This window comes from Halostella salina (assembly GCF_003675855.1).
Lineage (GTDB): Archaea > Halobacteriota > Halobacteria > Halobacteriales > Natronoarchaeaceae > Halostella > Halostella salina.
The window spans coordinates 498141-511788 of sequence record NZ_RCIH01000002.1 but is presented as its reverse complement, the minus strand read 5'-3'; the positions used below and the strand labels follow the sequence as shown (position 1 = coordinate 511788).

At 71.8% G+C, this 13648-nt stretch carries 16 protein-coding genes; 7 read left to right on the top strand and 9 right to left on the bottom strand.

Annotation, left to right across the window (positions count from 1 at the left end; translation table 11 throughout):
- Positions 1-13 precede the first annotated feature (13 nt).
- Positions 14-1234, bottom strand: a complete 1221-nt coding sequence (locus D8896_RS05875; RefSeq protein ID WP_121821151.1) for a tryptophan--tRNA ligase — start codon at positions 1232-1234, stop codon at positions 14-16.
- Between the two features lie 262 nt (positions 1235-1496).
- Between D8896_RS05875 and D8896_RS05870 the strand changes: the two genes are divergently transcribed.
- Positions 1497-2642: a hypothetical protein gene (locus D8896_RS05870; protein ID WP_121821150.1), complete on the top strand. Its 1146-nt coding sequence runs from the start codon at positions 1497-1499 to the stop codon at positions 2640-2642.
- A 36-nt stretch (positions 2643-2678) separates the two neighbouring features.
- On the opposite strand, the gene D8896_RS05865 is transcribed toward D8896_RS05870, so the two are convergent.
- Entirely contained in the window at positions 2679-3956 is a 1278-nt protein-coding gene (locus tag D8896_RS05865; RefSeq protein WP_121821149.1) for an MFS transporter, read from the bottom strand.
- A gap of 134 nt (positions 3957-4090) precedes the next feature.
- Positions 4091-5551 carry a DUF4397 domain-containing protein gene (locus tag D8896_RS05860; RefSeq protein WP_121821148.1) on the bottom strand — a complete coding sequence of 487 codons (1461 nt, stop codon included), beginning with the start codon at positions 5549-5551 and terminating at the stop codon, positions 4091-4093.
- Between the two features lie 273 nt (positions 5552-5824).
- Here D8896_RS05860 and D8896_RS05855 point away from each other — a divergent pair, with 273 nt between their 5' ends.
- From D8896_RS05855 to D8896_RS05845, 3 genes are all read left to right on the top strand, one after another.
- The gene (locus D8896_RS05855; RefSeq protein ID WP_121821147.1) at positions 5825-6103 is read left to right on the top strand and encodes an ArsR/SmtB family transcription factor; all 279 of its coding nucleotides are present in this window, start codon (positions 5825-5827) and stop codon (positions 6101-6103) included.
- A gap of 64 nt (positions 6104-6167) precedes the next feature.
- A complete protein-coding gene (locus D8896_RS05850; RefSeq protein ID WP_121821146.1) occupies positions 6168-6449 on the top strand; it encodes a hypothetical protein in 282 nt (93 codons plus the stop codon).
- An 87-nt stretch (positions 6450-6536) separates the two neighbouring features.
- Positions 6537-7436: a hypothetical protein gene (locus D8896_RS05845; RefSeq protein WP_121821145.1), complete on the top strand. Its 900-nt coding sequence runs from the start codon at positions 6537-6539 to the stop codon at positions 7434-7436.
- A 32-nt stretch (positions 7437-7468) separates the two neighbouring features.
- Here D8896_RS05845 and D8896_RS05840 read toward each other — a convergent pair whose 3' ends face one another.
- A complete protein-coding gene (locus tag D8896_RS05840) occupies positions 7469-8440 on the bottom strand; it encodes a WD40/YVTN/BNR-like repeat-containing protein (protein ID WP_121821144.1) in 972 nt (323 codons plus the stop codon).
- A 78-nt stretch (positions 8441-8518) separates the two neighbouring features.
- Here D8896_RS05840 and D8896_RS05835 point away from each other — a divergent pair, with 78 nt between their 5' ends.
- Positions 8519-9433: a hypothetical protein gene (locus D8896_RS05835; protein ID WP_240452001.1), complete on the top strand. Its 915-nt coding sequence runs from the start codon at positions 8519-8521 to the stop codon at positions 9431-9433.
- Here D8896_RS05835 and D8896_RS05830 read toward each other — a convergent pair.
- Positions 9386-10720 carry an ABC transporter substrate-binding protein gene (locus tag D8896_RS05830; RefSeq protein WP_121821143.1) on the bottom strand — a complete coding sequence of 445 codons (1335 nt, stop codon included), beginning with the start codon at positions 10718-10720 and terminating at the stop codon, positions 9386-9388. The genes D8896_RS05835 and D8896_RS05830 overlap by 48 nt on opposite strands.
- Positions 10721-10816: 96 nt before the next feature.
- Between D8896_RS05830 and samp2 the strand changes: the two genes are divergently transcribed.
- Both samp2 and D8896_RS05820 read left to right on the top strand, forming a co-directional pair.
- Entirely contained in the window at positions 10817-11014 is a 198-nt protein-coding gene (gene samp2, locus D8896_RS05825; protein WP_121821142.1) for a ubiquitin-like small modifier protein SAMP2, read from the top strand.
- The gene (locus tag D8896_RS05820) at positions 11011-11421 is read left to right on the top strand and encodes a GNAT family N-acetyltransferase (protein ID WP_121821141.1); all 411 of its coding nucleotides are present in this window, start codon (positions 11011-11013) and stop codon (positions 11419-11421) included. Before samp2 ends, D8896_RS05820 begins: the two co-directional genes overlap by 4 nt.
- Here the strand turns inward: D8896_RS05820 and D8896_RS05815 are convergent.
- From D8896_RS05815 to D8896_RS19260, 4 genes are all read right to left on the bottom strand, one after another.
- Entirely contained in the window at positions 11418-11606 is a 189-nt protein-coding gene (locus tag D8896_RS05815; protein ID WP_121821140.1) for a hypothetical protein, read from the bottom strand. The two genes, D8896_RS05820 and D8896_RS05815, sit on opposite strands and share 4 nt — an antisense overlap.
- Positions 11607-11643: 37 nt before the next feature.
- Positions 11644-13023 carry a phosphoglucomutase/phosphomannomutase family protein gene (locus tag D8896_RS05810; protein WP_121821139.1) on the bottom strand — a complete coding sequence of 460 codons (1380 nt, stop codon included), beginning with the start codon at positions 13021-13023 and terminating at the stop codon, positions 11644-11646.
- A 36-nt stretch (positions 13024-13059) separates the two neighbouring features.
- Positions 13060-13299 (bottom strand): GIY-YIG nuclease family protein, encoded by a 240-nt coding sequence (locus tag D8896_RS05805; protein WP_121821138.1) that lies wholly within the window; start codon positions 13297-13299, stop codon positions 13060-13062.
- 86 nt (positions 13300-13385) lie between these two features.
- Entirely contained in the window at positions 13386-13535 is a 150-nt protein-coding gene (locus D8896_RS19260) for a DUF7563 family protein (protein WP_162991479.1), read from the bottom strand.
- Between the last annotated feature and the right edge of the window lie 113 nt (positions 13536-13648).

Sequence of the window (13648 nt, the reverse complement as noted above, 5' to 3'; positions counted from 1 at the left end):
CCGCAGTTGAAGCTTACCCCAGCGGGTCGGCTCGCAGGCGGTCGCGCTCCGCCTCGCGGAGCCGGTAGGGTGCGAGTTCCTCGCGGAGGTCGCCGAGCGCCGCGCGGCGGCGCTGGTGTGCGTCGAGGAAGTCGGCGATGCGATCGATCGCCGCCTGCTTCAGTTCGCCGGTCAGCAGGTCGCCGGCGCGGTACTCGCGCGCCAGCCGCTCGATCTCGGCGTCGTCCGGCTCGAAGAACGCGTGGAGGTACCGGAACGCCACGTCGACCGCCGGGTCGCCCCCGTGCTCGCGGTGCGCCGCGACGCTCTCGCGGCCCCCGGAGTAGGCGTGGGCGTTCACCTTCTCGGCGACGGTCTCGCGGTCGTCCGTCAGGCGGATCGCCGGCGCGTCGTCGGAGCTGCTCATCTTGCCCGGGCCGTCGAGCCCGGGCAGGAACGTCGACAGCAACGCGCCGGGCTTGTCCACGTCGTGCGCCGCCTTCCCGGCGACGTCCCGGGCGACGCGGACGTGCGGGTCCTGGTCGACGGCGATCGGCACCAGCGTCGGGTGCTCGCCACGGACGAGCTGGGGCAGCAGCAGGTGCGCGGCCTGCATCGCCGGGTAGAACGACTCGCCGGCGTTCCGGGGCTCGCCGTACGTCGCCGCCACCGTCGACTGGGTTATCTCGGCGGCGAACCGGGCCGCCTGCGGGTACAGCGCGTCGGCGTCGGCCGTGTCGATCAGGATCCGCGTCCGCTCGGGGTCGAAGCCGACGGCGAGCAGGTCGCGCAGGTTCTCGCGGAGGTACCCCTCGATCTCGTCTGCGGTCAGGTCCCGCGTGAACAGCTTCTCGTCGTCCGAGACGGGGACGTACACGTGCGCACCCGTCCGCTCCTGAACCGATTTCGCGAAGTAGAGCGGGAACACGTGGCCGAGGTGGAGCGGCCCGGACGGGCCGACGCCCGTCACTATCGAGTGGGGGTCGCCCCGCTCGGCCGCCGTCAGGAACGGGTCGAGGTCCCGCCCCGCGTAGAACACCCCCCGCCGAACCAGCGGGTGGTCGGGGAAGCGGGCGACCTGCTCGCGGGCGAGCGGTGTCGCCCCGAACTCGTCGATCACGCGGTCGTAGTCCTCGTCGCCGACCGCGCGGGGCCGTACCCCGGCGACGGCCGGCGGGGCGTTCTCGCTCGGCGAGTCGTCGGCCGGCTGGTCGGCTGGCTGTGCGTCGTCGGTCGTGGTCGTGTCCTCTGGCATCGTGTGGCTGGTGTCGCGGCTGGTCGGAGGCGGTTCGCGCGAGAAAGCGAGTGAGCGTCGGCCGCCCGGGCGACGGGTTACGCCGCGCCGACCGCGCCGCCGACACTGTCCGCTCCCGGGGGGTGCCAGCGCCAGCGGCGGGTCGCGGGAGCGGCTCTCATCGGCGAGAGATAGGCTTCGCTCCCGAAAAAGCGTTACGAGTGCGATCGGAGGCCGGAGCGCACAAGGGATATTTGTGAGGCGTTCGAACCGGGAAGCAACCATGGTTACCGGTGCCCTCCGGCGGCTGTTTCCGGTCCGCGACGGTCCCGCGGGCCGCGAGTTCGTGGCGGTCGGCCTGCTACTGCTCGCCTCCCTGATCCTCCAGCGCGTCCTGCGGTGGGGCGTCGACGCGGTGTCGGTCTGGAGCACGGACGCCCTCGGCGGACAGCTCGTCGGCGCGGCGGTGTACACGGCGCTCGGCCTCGCGGCGCTGGCCGCCGGCTACGCGGTCGTCCGGCGGGGAACGTCGTGGGACGGACTCGGCTCGGACGGGGTCGTCTCGGCCGGCGGCGGCGCGGGGCTGGTCCTGTTCGCCGTCACGTACCAGTTGCACGGCGTCGCGGCCCTCCCCGCGTTCCCCGGCAGCGTCGTCCCCGCGCTGCTGGTCGGCGGCGTGGCGATGGGGCTGTTGCCGGTCGCGTACGCGAGAGCGCGGGGGGTCGACGTGCGGTTCGCGCCGCCGGACCGCGACGCGCTCCCGGTCGCCGCCCTGACGGCCCTGGTGGCCGCGCTCGCCGGAACGGGGTGGGTCGTCGCGCTCGCGGCGCTCGGGAACCCGCTGTTCGTCAGCCCGGTCGGCGTGACGTTCGGGCCGGGCCGGTCGGCCGGGGTGCTCCTGTGGGACGCCGCGGTCCCGGGAGCGCTCGTCGGGGTCGGCATGGGAGTCCTGTACAACGGCGCGGTCCAGGAGGGGCTGCGCGAACACGTCGGCCCGGCGGGCGCAGTCGCGGCGGCGACGGCGCTGGTCGGGATCAGCGTCGTCGAACTCCGGGTCGGGGCGGCCGCCGGGCCAGTCCCGACGGCAGCGAGCACTGCGACCGTCGTCCTGCTGGCGCTGCTCGGCGCGCTGCTCGCCGCCAACGGCTCCCGCGTGCTCGCAGCCGCGCTCGACGGCGACCTCCCGACGGCCGGTGCAGCGACGGTCGGCGTGCTCGTCGTCGCGCTCCCGCTGGCCGTCGCGACCGCGGTCCGGGCGACGACGGACCTGTTCGCGGTCTACGGGGTCGCGCTGGCGGTCACCGCCGCCGCGGCCGCCGTCGGCTACGAGCGCACGCGGTCCGCGTGGGTGCCGGGCCTCGCGTTCGCCGCCTACCGGATCGTCACGGCAAACGCCGTGGCGCTGTGGCTGGCGGGGATCGTGCAGTGACCGCCCGCGACGGCGACCGGGCTGGCGCGGTCGGCGTCAGTCCGTCGGCAGGATCGACCGGGTCGTCGTGACCGTCTCCTCGACCTGCGTCCACACGAGGACGACGCCGACCGCCGCCAGCGCCGCGCCGAAGGCGAAGGGGACGACGAAGCCGAGCTGGACGAGAAAGCCCGACGCGAGCGGGCCGAAGGCGACGCCGAAGCCGAAGGCCATCGTCAGCACCGACAGCGTCGAGCCGGAGCGCCCGTCCGGGGCGAGGTCGCCGGCCAGCGCGAGCGCGGGCGCGAACACGAGCGCGCCGGCGACGCCCTGCGCGAACCGGGCGACGATCATCAGCCACGGGTCGAGGATGACCCCCTGGACGAACGTCGTCGGCACGAGCAGGACCAGCCCGAGCACGATGAACTGCTTGCGGCCGTACAGGTCGGTCGCCCGTCCGATCGGCGCCTGCAGGAAGATCTGGGCGAGGATGAACGCCGCGAACTCCAGGCCGAACAGGGTCGGCCCCTGGTCGAGCCGCGCGTTGATGATGTCCCCGAGCGTCGCGAACAGGGCGATGCCGACGGCCATGAAGAAGGAGGCGACGCCGAGCGTGAACACGGGGTCGAGCACGCCCCGGCCGGACCGGTCGAACACCGCGATGCCGCCGAACCCCTCGTCGTCGGCCTCCACGGTGTCCGGGTCGCGGATCAGCGCCGACACGAGGACGAAACTCACCGTGGCCGTCGTCGTGGCGAAGTAGAACGCGGCGTCGAACCCGCTTATCGCCACGTCGAGGCTCCCGAGCGAGAACGCGTACGGCCCGCCCGCGACCATCGCGCCGGCGGCGATCGGTCCCGCGCCGAAGCCCGCCAGCCGGAACGTGTTGTACGTCCCCATGTTCCCGCCGCGGTTGGCCGACGACGCGAGGTCGTTGACCAGGGCGACCGTCGTCGGGATGATCAGCGCGCCGGCGACGCCCTGCACGGCGCGCAGACCGAGCAGATGCCAGTACGTCGTCGCCAGCGAGTAGGAGAAGCTCGCCACGCCGATGAGCACCAGCCCGACGAGGACGAACACTTTCCGGCGGCCCGTCTGATCCGAGAGCCGACCGGTAAAGGGCTGGAGCGGGCTGTTGACGAAGCCGAACAGGGAGAGCACGATCCCCGTGACCGCCACCTCGGTGAGGCCGAACGTGCTCCCCGCCAGCGCGTCGCTCCCGATGAACAGCGGGAGCACGACGATGAGAAAGGAGTTGCCGATCGACTCGGTCATGCGGGCGATCGCGAGCGTCAGGACCTGCGGGTCGATGCCCAGCCGCTTGGCTATCCCCATCGCGTCACCGGCGGTGACGGTGCCATGGCCTACGCATCCGCCTCCCCGGACAATAGGGTTGTGGACCGTCGCCCCGGCGCGGGAGCGACGGAGAAGCCGAACGGGAAGGGCCGAATCGGGGACCGTGGACCGCGCTACATGCCGCCGCTGTCCTGGGCGACGATCAGGTCGAACTGGGTGTCGGCCGGCTCGTCGTCCGGCGAGAGGTAGCCCGCCGCGAACGCGGTGTAGGCCGTCCCGCCGTTCAGGCTCACGTCGAAGTCGGCGACGATCTCGCCGTCGTTGCTCTCCGTGTCGCCGCGGATCTGGACGGTGTAGTCGTTCGCCGGCACCTCGACGGTGCCCGTCTCGCCGTAGGCGACGCCGTCGAACAGCACGTCGCCCGACGAGTTGACCGTCACGTCGACCGCGGGCGCGTCGGGCGAGGCGTGAACGAGGCGGAGGCGGGCGGTGTCGCCGCCGGGGGCGCTGGTGTCGTCTTCCAGCACCAGCGGCTCGAACGCCTGGTCGGCGTCGTCCCCGACCTCGCCCGTTGCCGCGACGGTGTACGCCCCGCCGGCCGCGAACTCCACGTCGCCGGCGAACACCGAGGCGTCGGCGTCCCCGGCGGCCGTGATCTCGACGGTCCGCGTCCCGCCGGGCACGTCGAGGTAGTCGCTGACCGCGCCGAACGGTACGTCCTCCAGCACGGCCGAGTCGTCGACGTACACGTCAACGTTCGGCGCGTCCGGCGACATGTGTGCGACGCGGACGCTCGCGGGGTCGCCGCCGTCGTCCATCCCGCCGCTGCCCGCGTCCTGGGCCACGATCAGGTCGAACTGGGTGTCGACCGGTTCGTCGTCCGGCGAGAGGTAGCCCGCCGCGAACGCGGTGTACACCGTTCCGCCGGCGAGGCTCACGTCGAACTCGGCCACCACGTCGCCGTCGTTGCTTTCCGTGTCGCCCCGGACCTGCAGCGTGTAGTCGCCCGCGGGGACCTCGACGTAGCCGGACTCGCCGAACTCGACGCCGTCGTACAGCGCGTCGCCGTTCGCGGCGAGCGTCACGTCGACGGCCGGCGCGTCCGGGGAAGCGTGGACGAGCCGCACCCGGGCGGTGTCGGAGCCGGGGTCGCTGTTGTCGTCTTCCAGCACGAGCGGCTCGAACGGCTCGTCGGCGTCGTCGCCGACCTCGCCGGTCGCCGCGACCGTGTAGTCGGTGTCGACTTCGACGGGGACGGTCCCCGAGAACACCGAGGTGTCCGCGTCGCCCGCCGCCGTGATCTCGACCTGCCGGTCCCCCGCGGGCACGTCGAGGTAGTCGCTGACCGCGCCGAACGGTACGTCCTCCAGCACGGCCGAGTCGTCGACGTACACGTCCACGTTCGGCGCGTTCGGCGACATGTGCGCGACGCGGACCGCCGCGGTCCCCATGTCGTCCTCCGTCTCCGTCTCGGTTTCAGTGTCCGTCTCCATCCCGTCCCCCATCGACGTGTCGGTCGCCGTCCCGGTGTCGGTGCCGTCGCCGTCGCCGCCGCCGCTACAGCCGGCGAGGGCCACGGTCGCGCCGGTTCCGATGCCGAGCAGGATCCGCCGTCGAGTCGTATCTGATGTCATCCACTCCCAACTGGGCGAACCACCGAAATAGTCGATTTCGTGACTGGGACGTAACTCCCTCTCAATTTCGACGAAACTCCGGCTAGAGACTCTCTCAAAGGCGCAGACGCGGGTTGCCGAAAGGGTTTTATTCGGCATACCCGGTAGCTTCTACCATGCACGACAGGTTCGTCTCGTGGGGCGGATCCCGGCGTCGGCGGAGCCGGCGGCCCGGCGGCGACGATGCCGGGATCCCGATGGTTTCTTGCCAACTGATGACGAATCAGCAACGGAATGGATACGGTCCTCTGGCAAACTCTCGCCGGCACACGTGGGGGACCGAACAGGGCTCGTATCCTGCGCGCGCTGGACGACCAGCCCCGAAACGCCAACCAGCTGGCCGATGACCTGGACCTGGCGTACAACACGGTCCGCTACCACCTCGACGTGCTCGAGGAGAACGGGGTCATCACCAGCAGCGACGCCGACTACGGCGTCATCTACCTCCCCAGCGACAGGGCCCGGAGCAACTGGGAGACGGTCGAAAACATACTCACGCAGCTAAACGACTGACCATGATCACCACGAGACACCGCCGACGGCGGGAGCCACCGGACGAGGTTCGGGAGGTCCCTGCATGACCCTGGTACTGGACGCCGCCCGCGTCGCCGCGGCGGTCAACGTGTTGCTGCTCGCGACCCTGATCGGCATCTGGGTCCGGACGTACCGCGAGGTCCGCGCCCCCTTCACGCTCGGTGCGATCGTGTTCGCCGCGTTCCTGCTCGCGGAGAACGCCGTCGCGCTGTACTTCTACTTCAACGCGCCGGCGATGCCGGCGGTCGCGGTGCAGGTGATGATGGTGCTACAGATCCTCGAAACGGTCGGCATCGCCGCCCTCACCTACGTCACCTGGCAGTAGCCGGCGGACGCCGGCCGTCCCGCCGGCAGGTCAAACGCCTGTTTGACCTTTGACGAGACATTTATCCGCTGCCGCCGACCGTCCGCTATGAACCGACGAACGGTGCTCGCCACGACCGGCGTCGCCCTCGGAGCGGCGCTCGCGGGCTGTCTGGGCGACGCCGACCCAGACGATGCGACCGATAACACAGGCAACCCGGCCGACGACACCGCGGCCACGACCGACGGACCGGACACGACAGACCACACAGACACCACGACGGGCGGCTCCGGCGGCGTCGCGGTCGAGGACATCGTCGTCAGGAAGGCGGTCACGTACACGTCGATCATGGGGTCCGGCGGCGTGCTCGCCGGCCCCGACCGGCAGTACGTCGTCGCGACGGTCCGTGCGGAGGAGAAGCCGTCGCTGTCCGGGTTCTCCTTCGAAGCGGACGGGGAGACGTGGGGCCCCGGCCTGCCGGACACGCGAGGGGCGATCAACTACGCCGTCGCGGGCCACGAGGGCGGTCCCGTGAGCCGGAGCCTCGGGAACGGGACGTCGTATCTCGCGTTCACTGTCCCGTCGCCGCTGTCGGCGTCCGACGCCCGGATCCGGTACAGGGGCGACGGCGGCACGGAGTGGCCGCTCCCCGAGGCGGCGACCGACCGGCTCGCGGCGGCCGCCCCGCAGTTCGAACTCGACGACCTGACGGTCCCCGACGCGGTCTCACAGGGCGACCCGCTCTCGGTCTCGCTGACCGTGACGAACACGGCCGACGTGGACGGCCGGTTCCTCGCGGCGGTGTACTGGCCGACGAAGCTGATCGCCGACGACGACGAGTCCCACGTCGTCGAGCGCGAGGTGGATGCCGGCGAGACGGCGAGCGAATCAATCGAGATAGACACGGGCCACACCACCGACGAGGCCGAACCGGTGACGCTGTCGGTGCGCGGCCACGTCGCCGCGGACCGGGCCGTGCAGGTGCGAGACGCCTCGGGACCGGCGTAATTCGGTCCCGGCGATGGCACACGCGCCGGCGGTCAGCGGTCGTCCCACGTCATCGGGAGATACCGGCCCCGGGTTCGTTCCGTGGTGGGGATCGCTCCCGCCGCACGCCAGCCGTCGGGGTCCCGTCGCAGGAGCGTTCCGCGGTGCGTCGCGGCCAGCACGTCGCCGTCGACATCGCACCAGCCGATGACGACCTCGCCCGGCCGCGGCGACTCGACCCGTTCGAGACGACCGCCGGCGCGACGCTCGAACAGCGCGTGGTCGTCCTCGTCAGCCCAGGTCGTCGACGGCCCGGTCGCGCCGCCGGCGTAGAGAGTCCCGTCGTGCGCGAACGCCTCGCGGAAGTATCGCTGGTGATGGCCCGCGTCCAGCCGGTCCCACGTCCGGCCGGCGTCCGTCGAGCGGTACAGACCGCTCCCCGTGGCGGCGATCACCGTCCCAGCGTCGGCCAGTTCGACGTGATGCACGTCGTCGGTGTGGGGCGCGTCGAACCCGTCGATCGTCCGCGTCGCCCACGTCTCGCCGCCGTCGTCGCTGACGTGGACACCGCCGACCTCGACGCCGGCCACGATCCGGTCCGGGCGGTCCGGATGCGTCCGGAGGCTCCGCACCTGGGCCATGCCGTCGTGTCGAGGGATCCCCCAGTCGTCCTGCTCGCGCAGGGTACGGAAACCGTCGAGTTCCGACCACGCTGCTGCGTCGGTCGGGAGGCCCGAGGCAGAGTCGGCGACGAACACCCGGGCGGGCCGGGTCCCCGCGTAGAGTCGGTCACCCGCCGGGTTCGCCGCGACGGCGTACACCTGCTCCGCCGGGACCGGGAGGGAGCGCCACTCGCGGCCGTCGAGGGAGTGGTAGAGACCGGTCTCACCGGCGGCGAACACCCCGTCGAGGCCGTCGAACTGCCGGACCCGCCACACCCGACCGGCGTCGAGTAGCTGCTCGGCGTCGGTCGATTCGGGGTCGGGGAGTCGATACACGCCGTCGTCGCTGCCGGCGATGAGCATGGGACACACTGCGCGGTCCGGCGGGGAAAGCGTTCCCTGAACCGAGTTTTTGGAAGCGAACTGGGAGGTTGACGCCAGGTGGCGTCCCACCGAAACGCCGCCGTCGCCGAAGCAGGGAAGTACCAGCACGGAGTGGGACCCGACGAAGCGATGCAGGCCCCACCCGACCGCCCTCACGTCGACGACGCACCGCCGGACCTCTTCGACGGCGGCCACCTCTGGGTGCAGGAGCGCGTCGTCGGCGGCCACTGCCGGTTCCGACTCGCGGAGACCGGCGTCGTCCGGTTCGGCGACCGGGAGCGCGTGTTCGAGTCCGACGGGGTCCCCGCGCCGTACCGGCACACCGTCCGTCACGTCCGGGAGCGACTCGACCGCGAGGCGCTCCGGAGCGCCGCCGAGCGCGTCGGGGACGTGGTGTTTTTCGGCGTGTCGACACACGACCGCGGCGTCGACTACGACTGGGACCGGCTCCCGTCGTTTCTGGGCTACGAGGTCTGGTCGGGGGCCGACGGGGCGTTCCTCCCGCCCGACAGGGCCGAGCAGGCCTTCTCGAAACTCGGCCTGACGCCCGTCAACGCGGTCGCGAAGGAGGTCCGGGCGGCCGACTTCGACCCCGAGACGTACGCGTTCCCGGAGTCGCGCTGGTACGACGGACCGGCCGCTGGCGTCGTCCTCCGGAACAAGACCGGTGCCCGGGCCGAACTCCCGAACCCGGCGGTCGGGACGAGGCCGGAGTCAGAACCGGGAGCGACCGACTTCGACCCGGAAGCGCGAGCCGAGTCGTGGGCGACCGACAGCCGGTTCGAGGCGGTCGCCGACGACGTGACGGGGCAGGGGTCGGCGGTCACCGTCGATGCGGTGTACGACCGCGTGCTGGAGTCGATCCTGCGGGAACACCACCGCGAACTGCTCGGTGCGACGGACGAACAGCGGCGGGCCTTCCGGTCAGCGGTCGCCGCACTGACGCGCGAGTTCGCTGCCCGGCAGGAGTAGCTCGTCGGCCCCGACCTCGTGCTGGAGTTCGACGTCCGGATACTCGGAGCCGGCGGTCAGTTCACCGACCCAGGCGGGGTTTATCGCCTGGCGGTTCTCCGGGCTGATGATCACGTCCCCGAGCACGGTCGTGAAGGTGTCGCCCTTGAGGGCGTCGCGAACGTCGCCGGGGTCCGTGCTCCCCGCGGCCCGGATACCCTTCGCGACGAGCCGAACCGAGTCGAAGCCGACGCGGGCGAAGTTGTCCGGGCGTTCGCCGTGCCGGCTCGCGTAGGCGTCGACGAACGCCCGGTTGTCGCCCGTCTCCAGCGACGGGTGGTAGCGGACACCGCCGTAGGTGCCGACGGCGCTCTCCCCGGCACCCCGGCGGACGGCACGGGACCCGCCGGAGGGGCTGGCGAGGGCCACCTCGTCGGACAGCCCCCTGGCGTCGGCCTGTGCGAGGAAGGTGACGAGGTCCGACGGGGGCAGGCCGAGCACGACCGTCTCGGCGTCCGACTGCCCGATCCGCTCGATGACCGTCGAGAAATCGGTCGTGCCGATCTCGGAGGTCGAGTTCCCGGCCTCGGCGAACGCGTCGTCGGTGCTCGCCAGCGCCTCGCGGACCATCTCGTACACGTCGTTGCCGTAGGCGTAGTCGGCGTAGTGGAACCAGACGTTCGAACCGAGGTCTGCCGCGACGAACGACGACAGCGCCCCGGCCATCCGGGCCGTACTCGTCTCGCACCGGAAGGTCCCCGGGTTGCACGACGACCCGGTGATCGTCGCCGTCTGGCTGCCGGAAAAGTAGACCTGTTCGAACTCCCAGGCGACCTCCGAGAGCGCGAGCGACACCGGGGCGGTGATCCCGCCGACGGCGAAATCCACGCCCTGTTCGCCGGCGATCTGTTCGAGCTCCGCGCGGGCCCTGTTGGGGTGGGCCTCGGTGTCGGCGGTCGCGAGTTCGATCCCGAAGCCGTAGGCGTCGGACTCGTTCACCCGCTCGACGGCGAGTTCGGCACCCCGAAGCTGGCTCGTCCCGAGGTCGCCGAGCCCGCCGCTGGTCGGTGCGAGAACCGCGACCGGCACCGTCTCGGCCGCCGACGAGTCCTCGGTCGTCGTCCCGTCGTCCGTGGTCCCATCGCCCGCCGTGGTGCCCGTCCCCGTGGCGTCCGTCGCGGTGCCGGTTCCGGTCCGGAAAGCACCGTCGTCGTCATCGCGTGCCGACGAGCAGCCGGCGAGCCCGAGGAGCCCCGCGGAGCCGAGCGCAGTCAGCCACTCACGTCGCGAGTGTTCTCCGTTCGACATATCCGGGCGCACACAGTCCGGGGTAGTACCGTTTGTGGTCAGGGTCGATGTGGCCGCAACGACAGCCTTACCCCCGCTGGCGGGCAACCCCGCGCCATGAACGTCACCGTCGAGGTCGCGGGCGAGGGGACCCACGAGGTGTCCGTCGAGGACCCGACGTACGCCGACCTGCTCGCCGCGGTCGACCTCTCGCCGCACGAGGCGACGGCGATGGTGGACGGACGCCCCGTCCCGGAGGACCAGCCGGTCGAGGCCGAGCGCGTCACCGTGGTGCGGCTGATCAAAGGGGGATGAGCGACGGCGACGGGAGCCGGGACGGCGGTCAGTCGGACGGCGTCGTCGTCCGCGAGGCCCGGCCCGACGAACGCGTCGCCGTCCGGCGGGTGGTCGACGCGGCGATGCTCGACCCGGGCGACGTGGCGGGCGCGATAGCCCGGGGCGACGCGCTCGTCGCCGTCGCCGGGGACCGGGTCGTCGGGGCGCTCGTGCTCGAACCGCGTGACCACGGCGCGCACGTCGCGGCCGTCGCCGTGAATCGGTCCCGCCGGGGGCAGGGGGTCGGCACCGCGCTCGTGGAGACCGCCGCCGAGCAGACCGACCGGCTCACCGCGGCGTTCGACCCGGACGTGCGACCCTTCTACGAATCGCTGGGGTTCGATATCGAACCGGGGGATGACGGGCGGCTTCGCGGGGCGCGCTAGCGGTCCGCGTCGTCGCCGGCCGCTCGGGCGTCGAGACGGTCGTTGACCAGCATCGGCACCAGCACGCCGACGCCGAACAGGACGATCCAGGGCCAGGGGCCGTCGGCGACGGCGTCCGTCGCCAGCCAGGCGGCCACGCCGAGGACGACGAACACGGCAGTCACCTTCGTGTCGCGGGAGACCATGGGACGCCTACCGGCGGCGTACGGGTAACTCCGTCGCTCAGACCAGCGGCTCGACCAGTTCGCGCCCCTCGGCGAGCAGCGTCTCGACGCGGGCCTCGCTGTCGGCCTCGGCGTAGACGCGGAGCTTCGGCTCGGTGCCGCTGGGCCGGACGAGCGTCCACGAGCCGTCCGCGAGCAGGAGCTTGAACCCGTCGACGGTGACCACGTCCTCGACGGCCGCGCCCGCGACCTCGTCGGGGATGACTCCCTCCAGGTCCGCGACGACGCGTTCCTTCTCGGCGTCGGGACAGTCGACGCTTATTTTCCCCTGGTAGATCTCGCCGTGGGCGTCGAGCAGGCGGTCGACGCGGTCGTCGAACGGCTCCGCGGCCGCGGCGGCCCCGGCCAAGAGCGCCGTCAGCACGCCGTCCTTCTCCCGGACGTGGCCGCGGACGGTGAAGCCGCCGCTCTCCTCGCCGCCGACCAGCGCGTCGTGGTCGGCCATCGCCGCCGCGACCCACTTGAAGCCGACCGGCGTCTCGATCACCTCCTCGCCGTGGGCCTCGGCGACGCGGTCGATGAGGAACGTGGTCGAGACGCTCCGGACGGCCGGCCCCGCGTCGGTTTCGAGGAGGTAGTCGTACAGCGCCGCGAAAAACAGGTTCTCGTCGAGGAAGCCGCGCTCGGGCGTGACGACCGCCAGCCGGTCGGCGTCGCCGTCGTTTGCGATCCCCAGGTCGGCGTCACCGTTCTGGACCGCGTCGACCAGCTCGGTCAGCTGCTCCGCGCTCGGCTCGGGCGACGCGCCGCCGAAGTCGGGGTCGCGCTCGCAGCGCAGGCGTTCGACGGTCGCGCCGGCCCGCTCCAGCAGCGCGTCGGTCGTCCCGCGGCCGCTGCCGTGGATCGCGTCGTAGGCGACCGTCAGGTCCGCGAGGTCCGCGTCGACCAGGTCGAGCGCGTGGTCGGCGTGGGGCGTCGCCAGGTCGACCTCCCGGACGGTCCCGTGCTGGTCGGCCGGGAGCGGCTCCGGCTCCGCGAGCCGGGCCTCGATGGCGTCGGTGACCTCGGGCAGGGCCGGCGCGCCGTCCTCGGGGATGAACTTCACGCCGTTGTACTCGGGCGGGTTGTGCGAGGCCGTCACCATCAGCGCGCCCGCCAGGTCGCGCTCGACGATGGCCCAGGCGACCAGCGGCGTCGGGCGGTCGCGCTCGGGCAACAGCACGTCGTGGCCGTTGGCGGCGAGCACGCGGGCCAGTTCCTCTGCGAACCCGCGGGAGCTCTCACGGGCGTCGTACCCCACCGCCACCGGGTCCGTGCCCCGGCCCTCGTCGTCGAGGTACGTCGCGACGGCCTGCCCGACCATCCGGACGCGGGCGTCGGTGAACTCCGAGAGGGTCGTCCGCCACCCGTCGGTCCCGAACGTTATCGGCGTCTCCATACCGGCCAAACGCCGCCGAGGGCGAAAAAACCCCCCTCACTCGACCAGCCGCTCCTTCGCGGCCCGCGAGAGCGACTTGATCTCGTGTTCCCGGGACATCGCCGCCGACTTCGAGTCGAATGACTCGGTGTGGACGAGTTCGACCGGCGTCCGGCCCCTGGTGTACTTCGCGCCCTCGCCGGCGTCGTGTTCGGCGACGCGCCGCTCCACGTCGGTCGTGTAGCCGGTGTAGAGCGTGCCGTCGGCGCACTCGACGACGTACACGTGATGTGTCACTGGTGGGGAGTCGTCGTCGCCGGGCAAAAACGGCGTGATAGAGAAAGGCTTCGCGTGGTGGTCGTCCGCTGACTGTCTCAGTGGTCTCACGAGCCCCGGGCGCGCTGTCGGGCGGCCTCGGCGATTCCTGCGTTCGCCGAACAGCCTGGACAGGCGAAGATGCGCCCGTGCTCGTCTGCGAACACACGCGCGAACCGCTCGGAGACGTGTGCGTCGCAGTGGTCACACGTGGGCATTGTTGTCGTCCGGCACGTCTGATGCCGGCGTTTTTGAGTACGGCCTGCTACGGTTTATATTCTTTCCAAAATTGGACCCGATTTCGGAGTTCGGGAAATTGAATTGGGGTTTC

Bases quoted from the DNA above. Each gene is read 5' to 3' on its own strand.
- D8896_RS05875 (WP_121821151.1), bottom strand. From the start codon at position 1,234: ATGCCAGAGGACACGACCACGACCGACGACGCACAGCCAGCCGACCAG.
- D8896_RS05870 (WP_121821150.1), top strand. From the start codon at position 1,497: ATGGTTACCGGTGCCCTCCGGCGGCTGTTTCCGGTCCGCGACGGTCCC.
- D8896_RS05865 (WP_121821149.1), bottom strand. From the start codon at position 3,956: ATGGGGATAGCCAAGCGGCTGGGCATCGACCCGCAGGTCCTGACGCTC.
- D8896_RS05860 (WP_121821148.1), bottom strand. From the start codon at position 5,551: ATGACATCAGATACGACTCGACGGCGGATCCTGCTCGGCATCGGAACC.
- D8896_RS05855 (WP_121821147.1), top strand. From the start codon at position 5,825: ATGGATACGGTCCTCTGGCAAACTCTCGCCGGCACACGTGGGGGACCG.
- D8896_RS05850 (WP_121821146.1), top strand. From the start codon at position 6,168: ATGACCCTGGTACTGGACGCCGCCCGCGTCGCCGCGGCGGTCAACGTG.
- D8896_RS05845 (WP_121821145.1), top strand. From the start codon at position 6,537: ATGAACCGACGAACGGTGCTCGCCACGACCGGCGTCGCCCTCGGAGCG.
- D8896_RS05840 (WP_121821144.1), bottom strand. From the start codon at position 8,440: ATGCTCATCGCCGGCAGCGACGACGGCGTGTATCGACTCCCCGACCCC.
- D8896_RS05830 (WP_121821143.1), bottom strand. From the start codon at position 10,720: ATGTCGAACGGAGAACACTCGCGACGTGAGTGGCTGACTGCGCTCGGC.
- samp2 (WP_121821142.1), top strand. From the start codon at position 10,817: ATGAACGTCACCGTCGAGGTCGCGGGCGAGGGGACCCACGAGGTGTCC.
- D8896_RS05820 (WP_121821141.1), top strand. From the start codon at position 11,011: ATGAGCGACGGCGACGGGAGCCGGGACGGCGGTCAGTCGGACGGCGTC.
- D8896_RS05815 (WP_121821140.1), bottom strand. From the start codon at position 11,606: ATGGTCTCCCGCGACACGAAGGTGACTGCCGTGTTCGTCGTCCTCGGC.
- D8896_RS05810 (WP_121821139.1), bottom strand. From the start codon at position 13,023: ATGGAGACGCCGATAACGTTCGGGACCGACGGGTGGCGGACGACCCTC.
- D8896_RS19260 (WP_162991479.1), bottom strand. From the start codon at position 13,535: ATGCCCACGTGTGACCACTGCGACGCACACGTCTCCGAGCGGTTCGCG.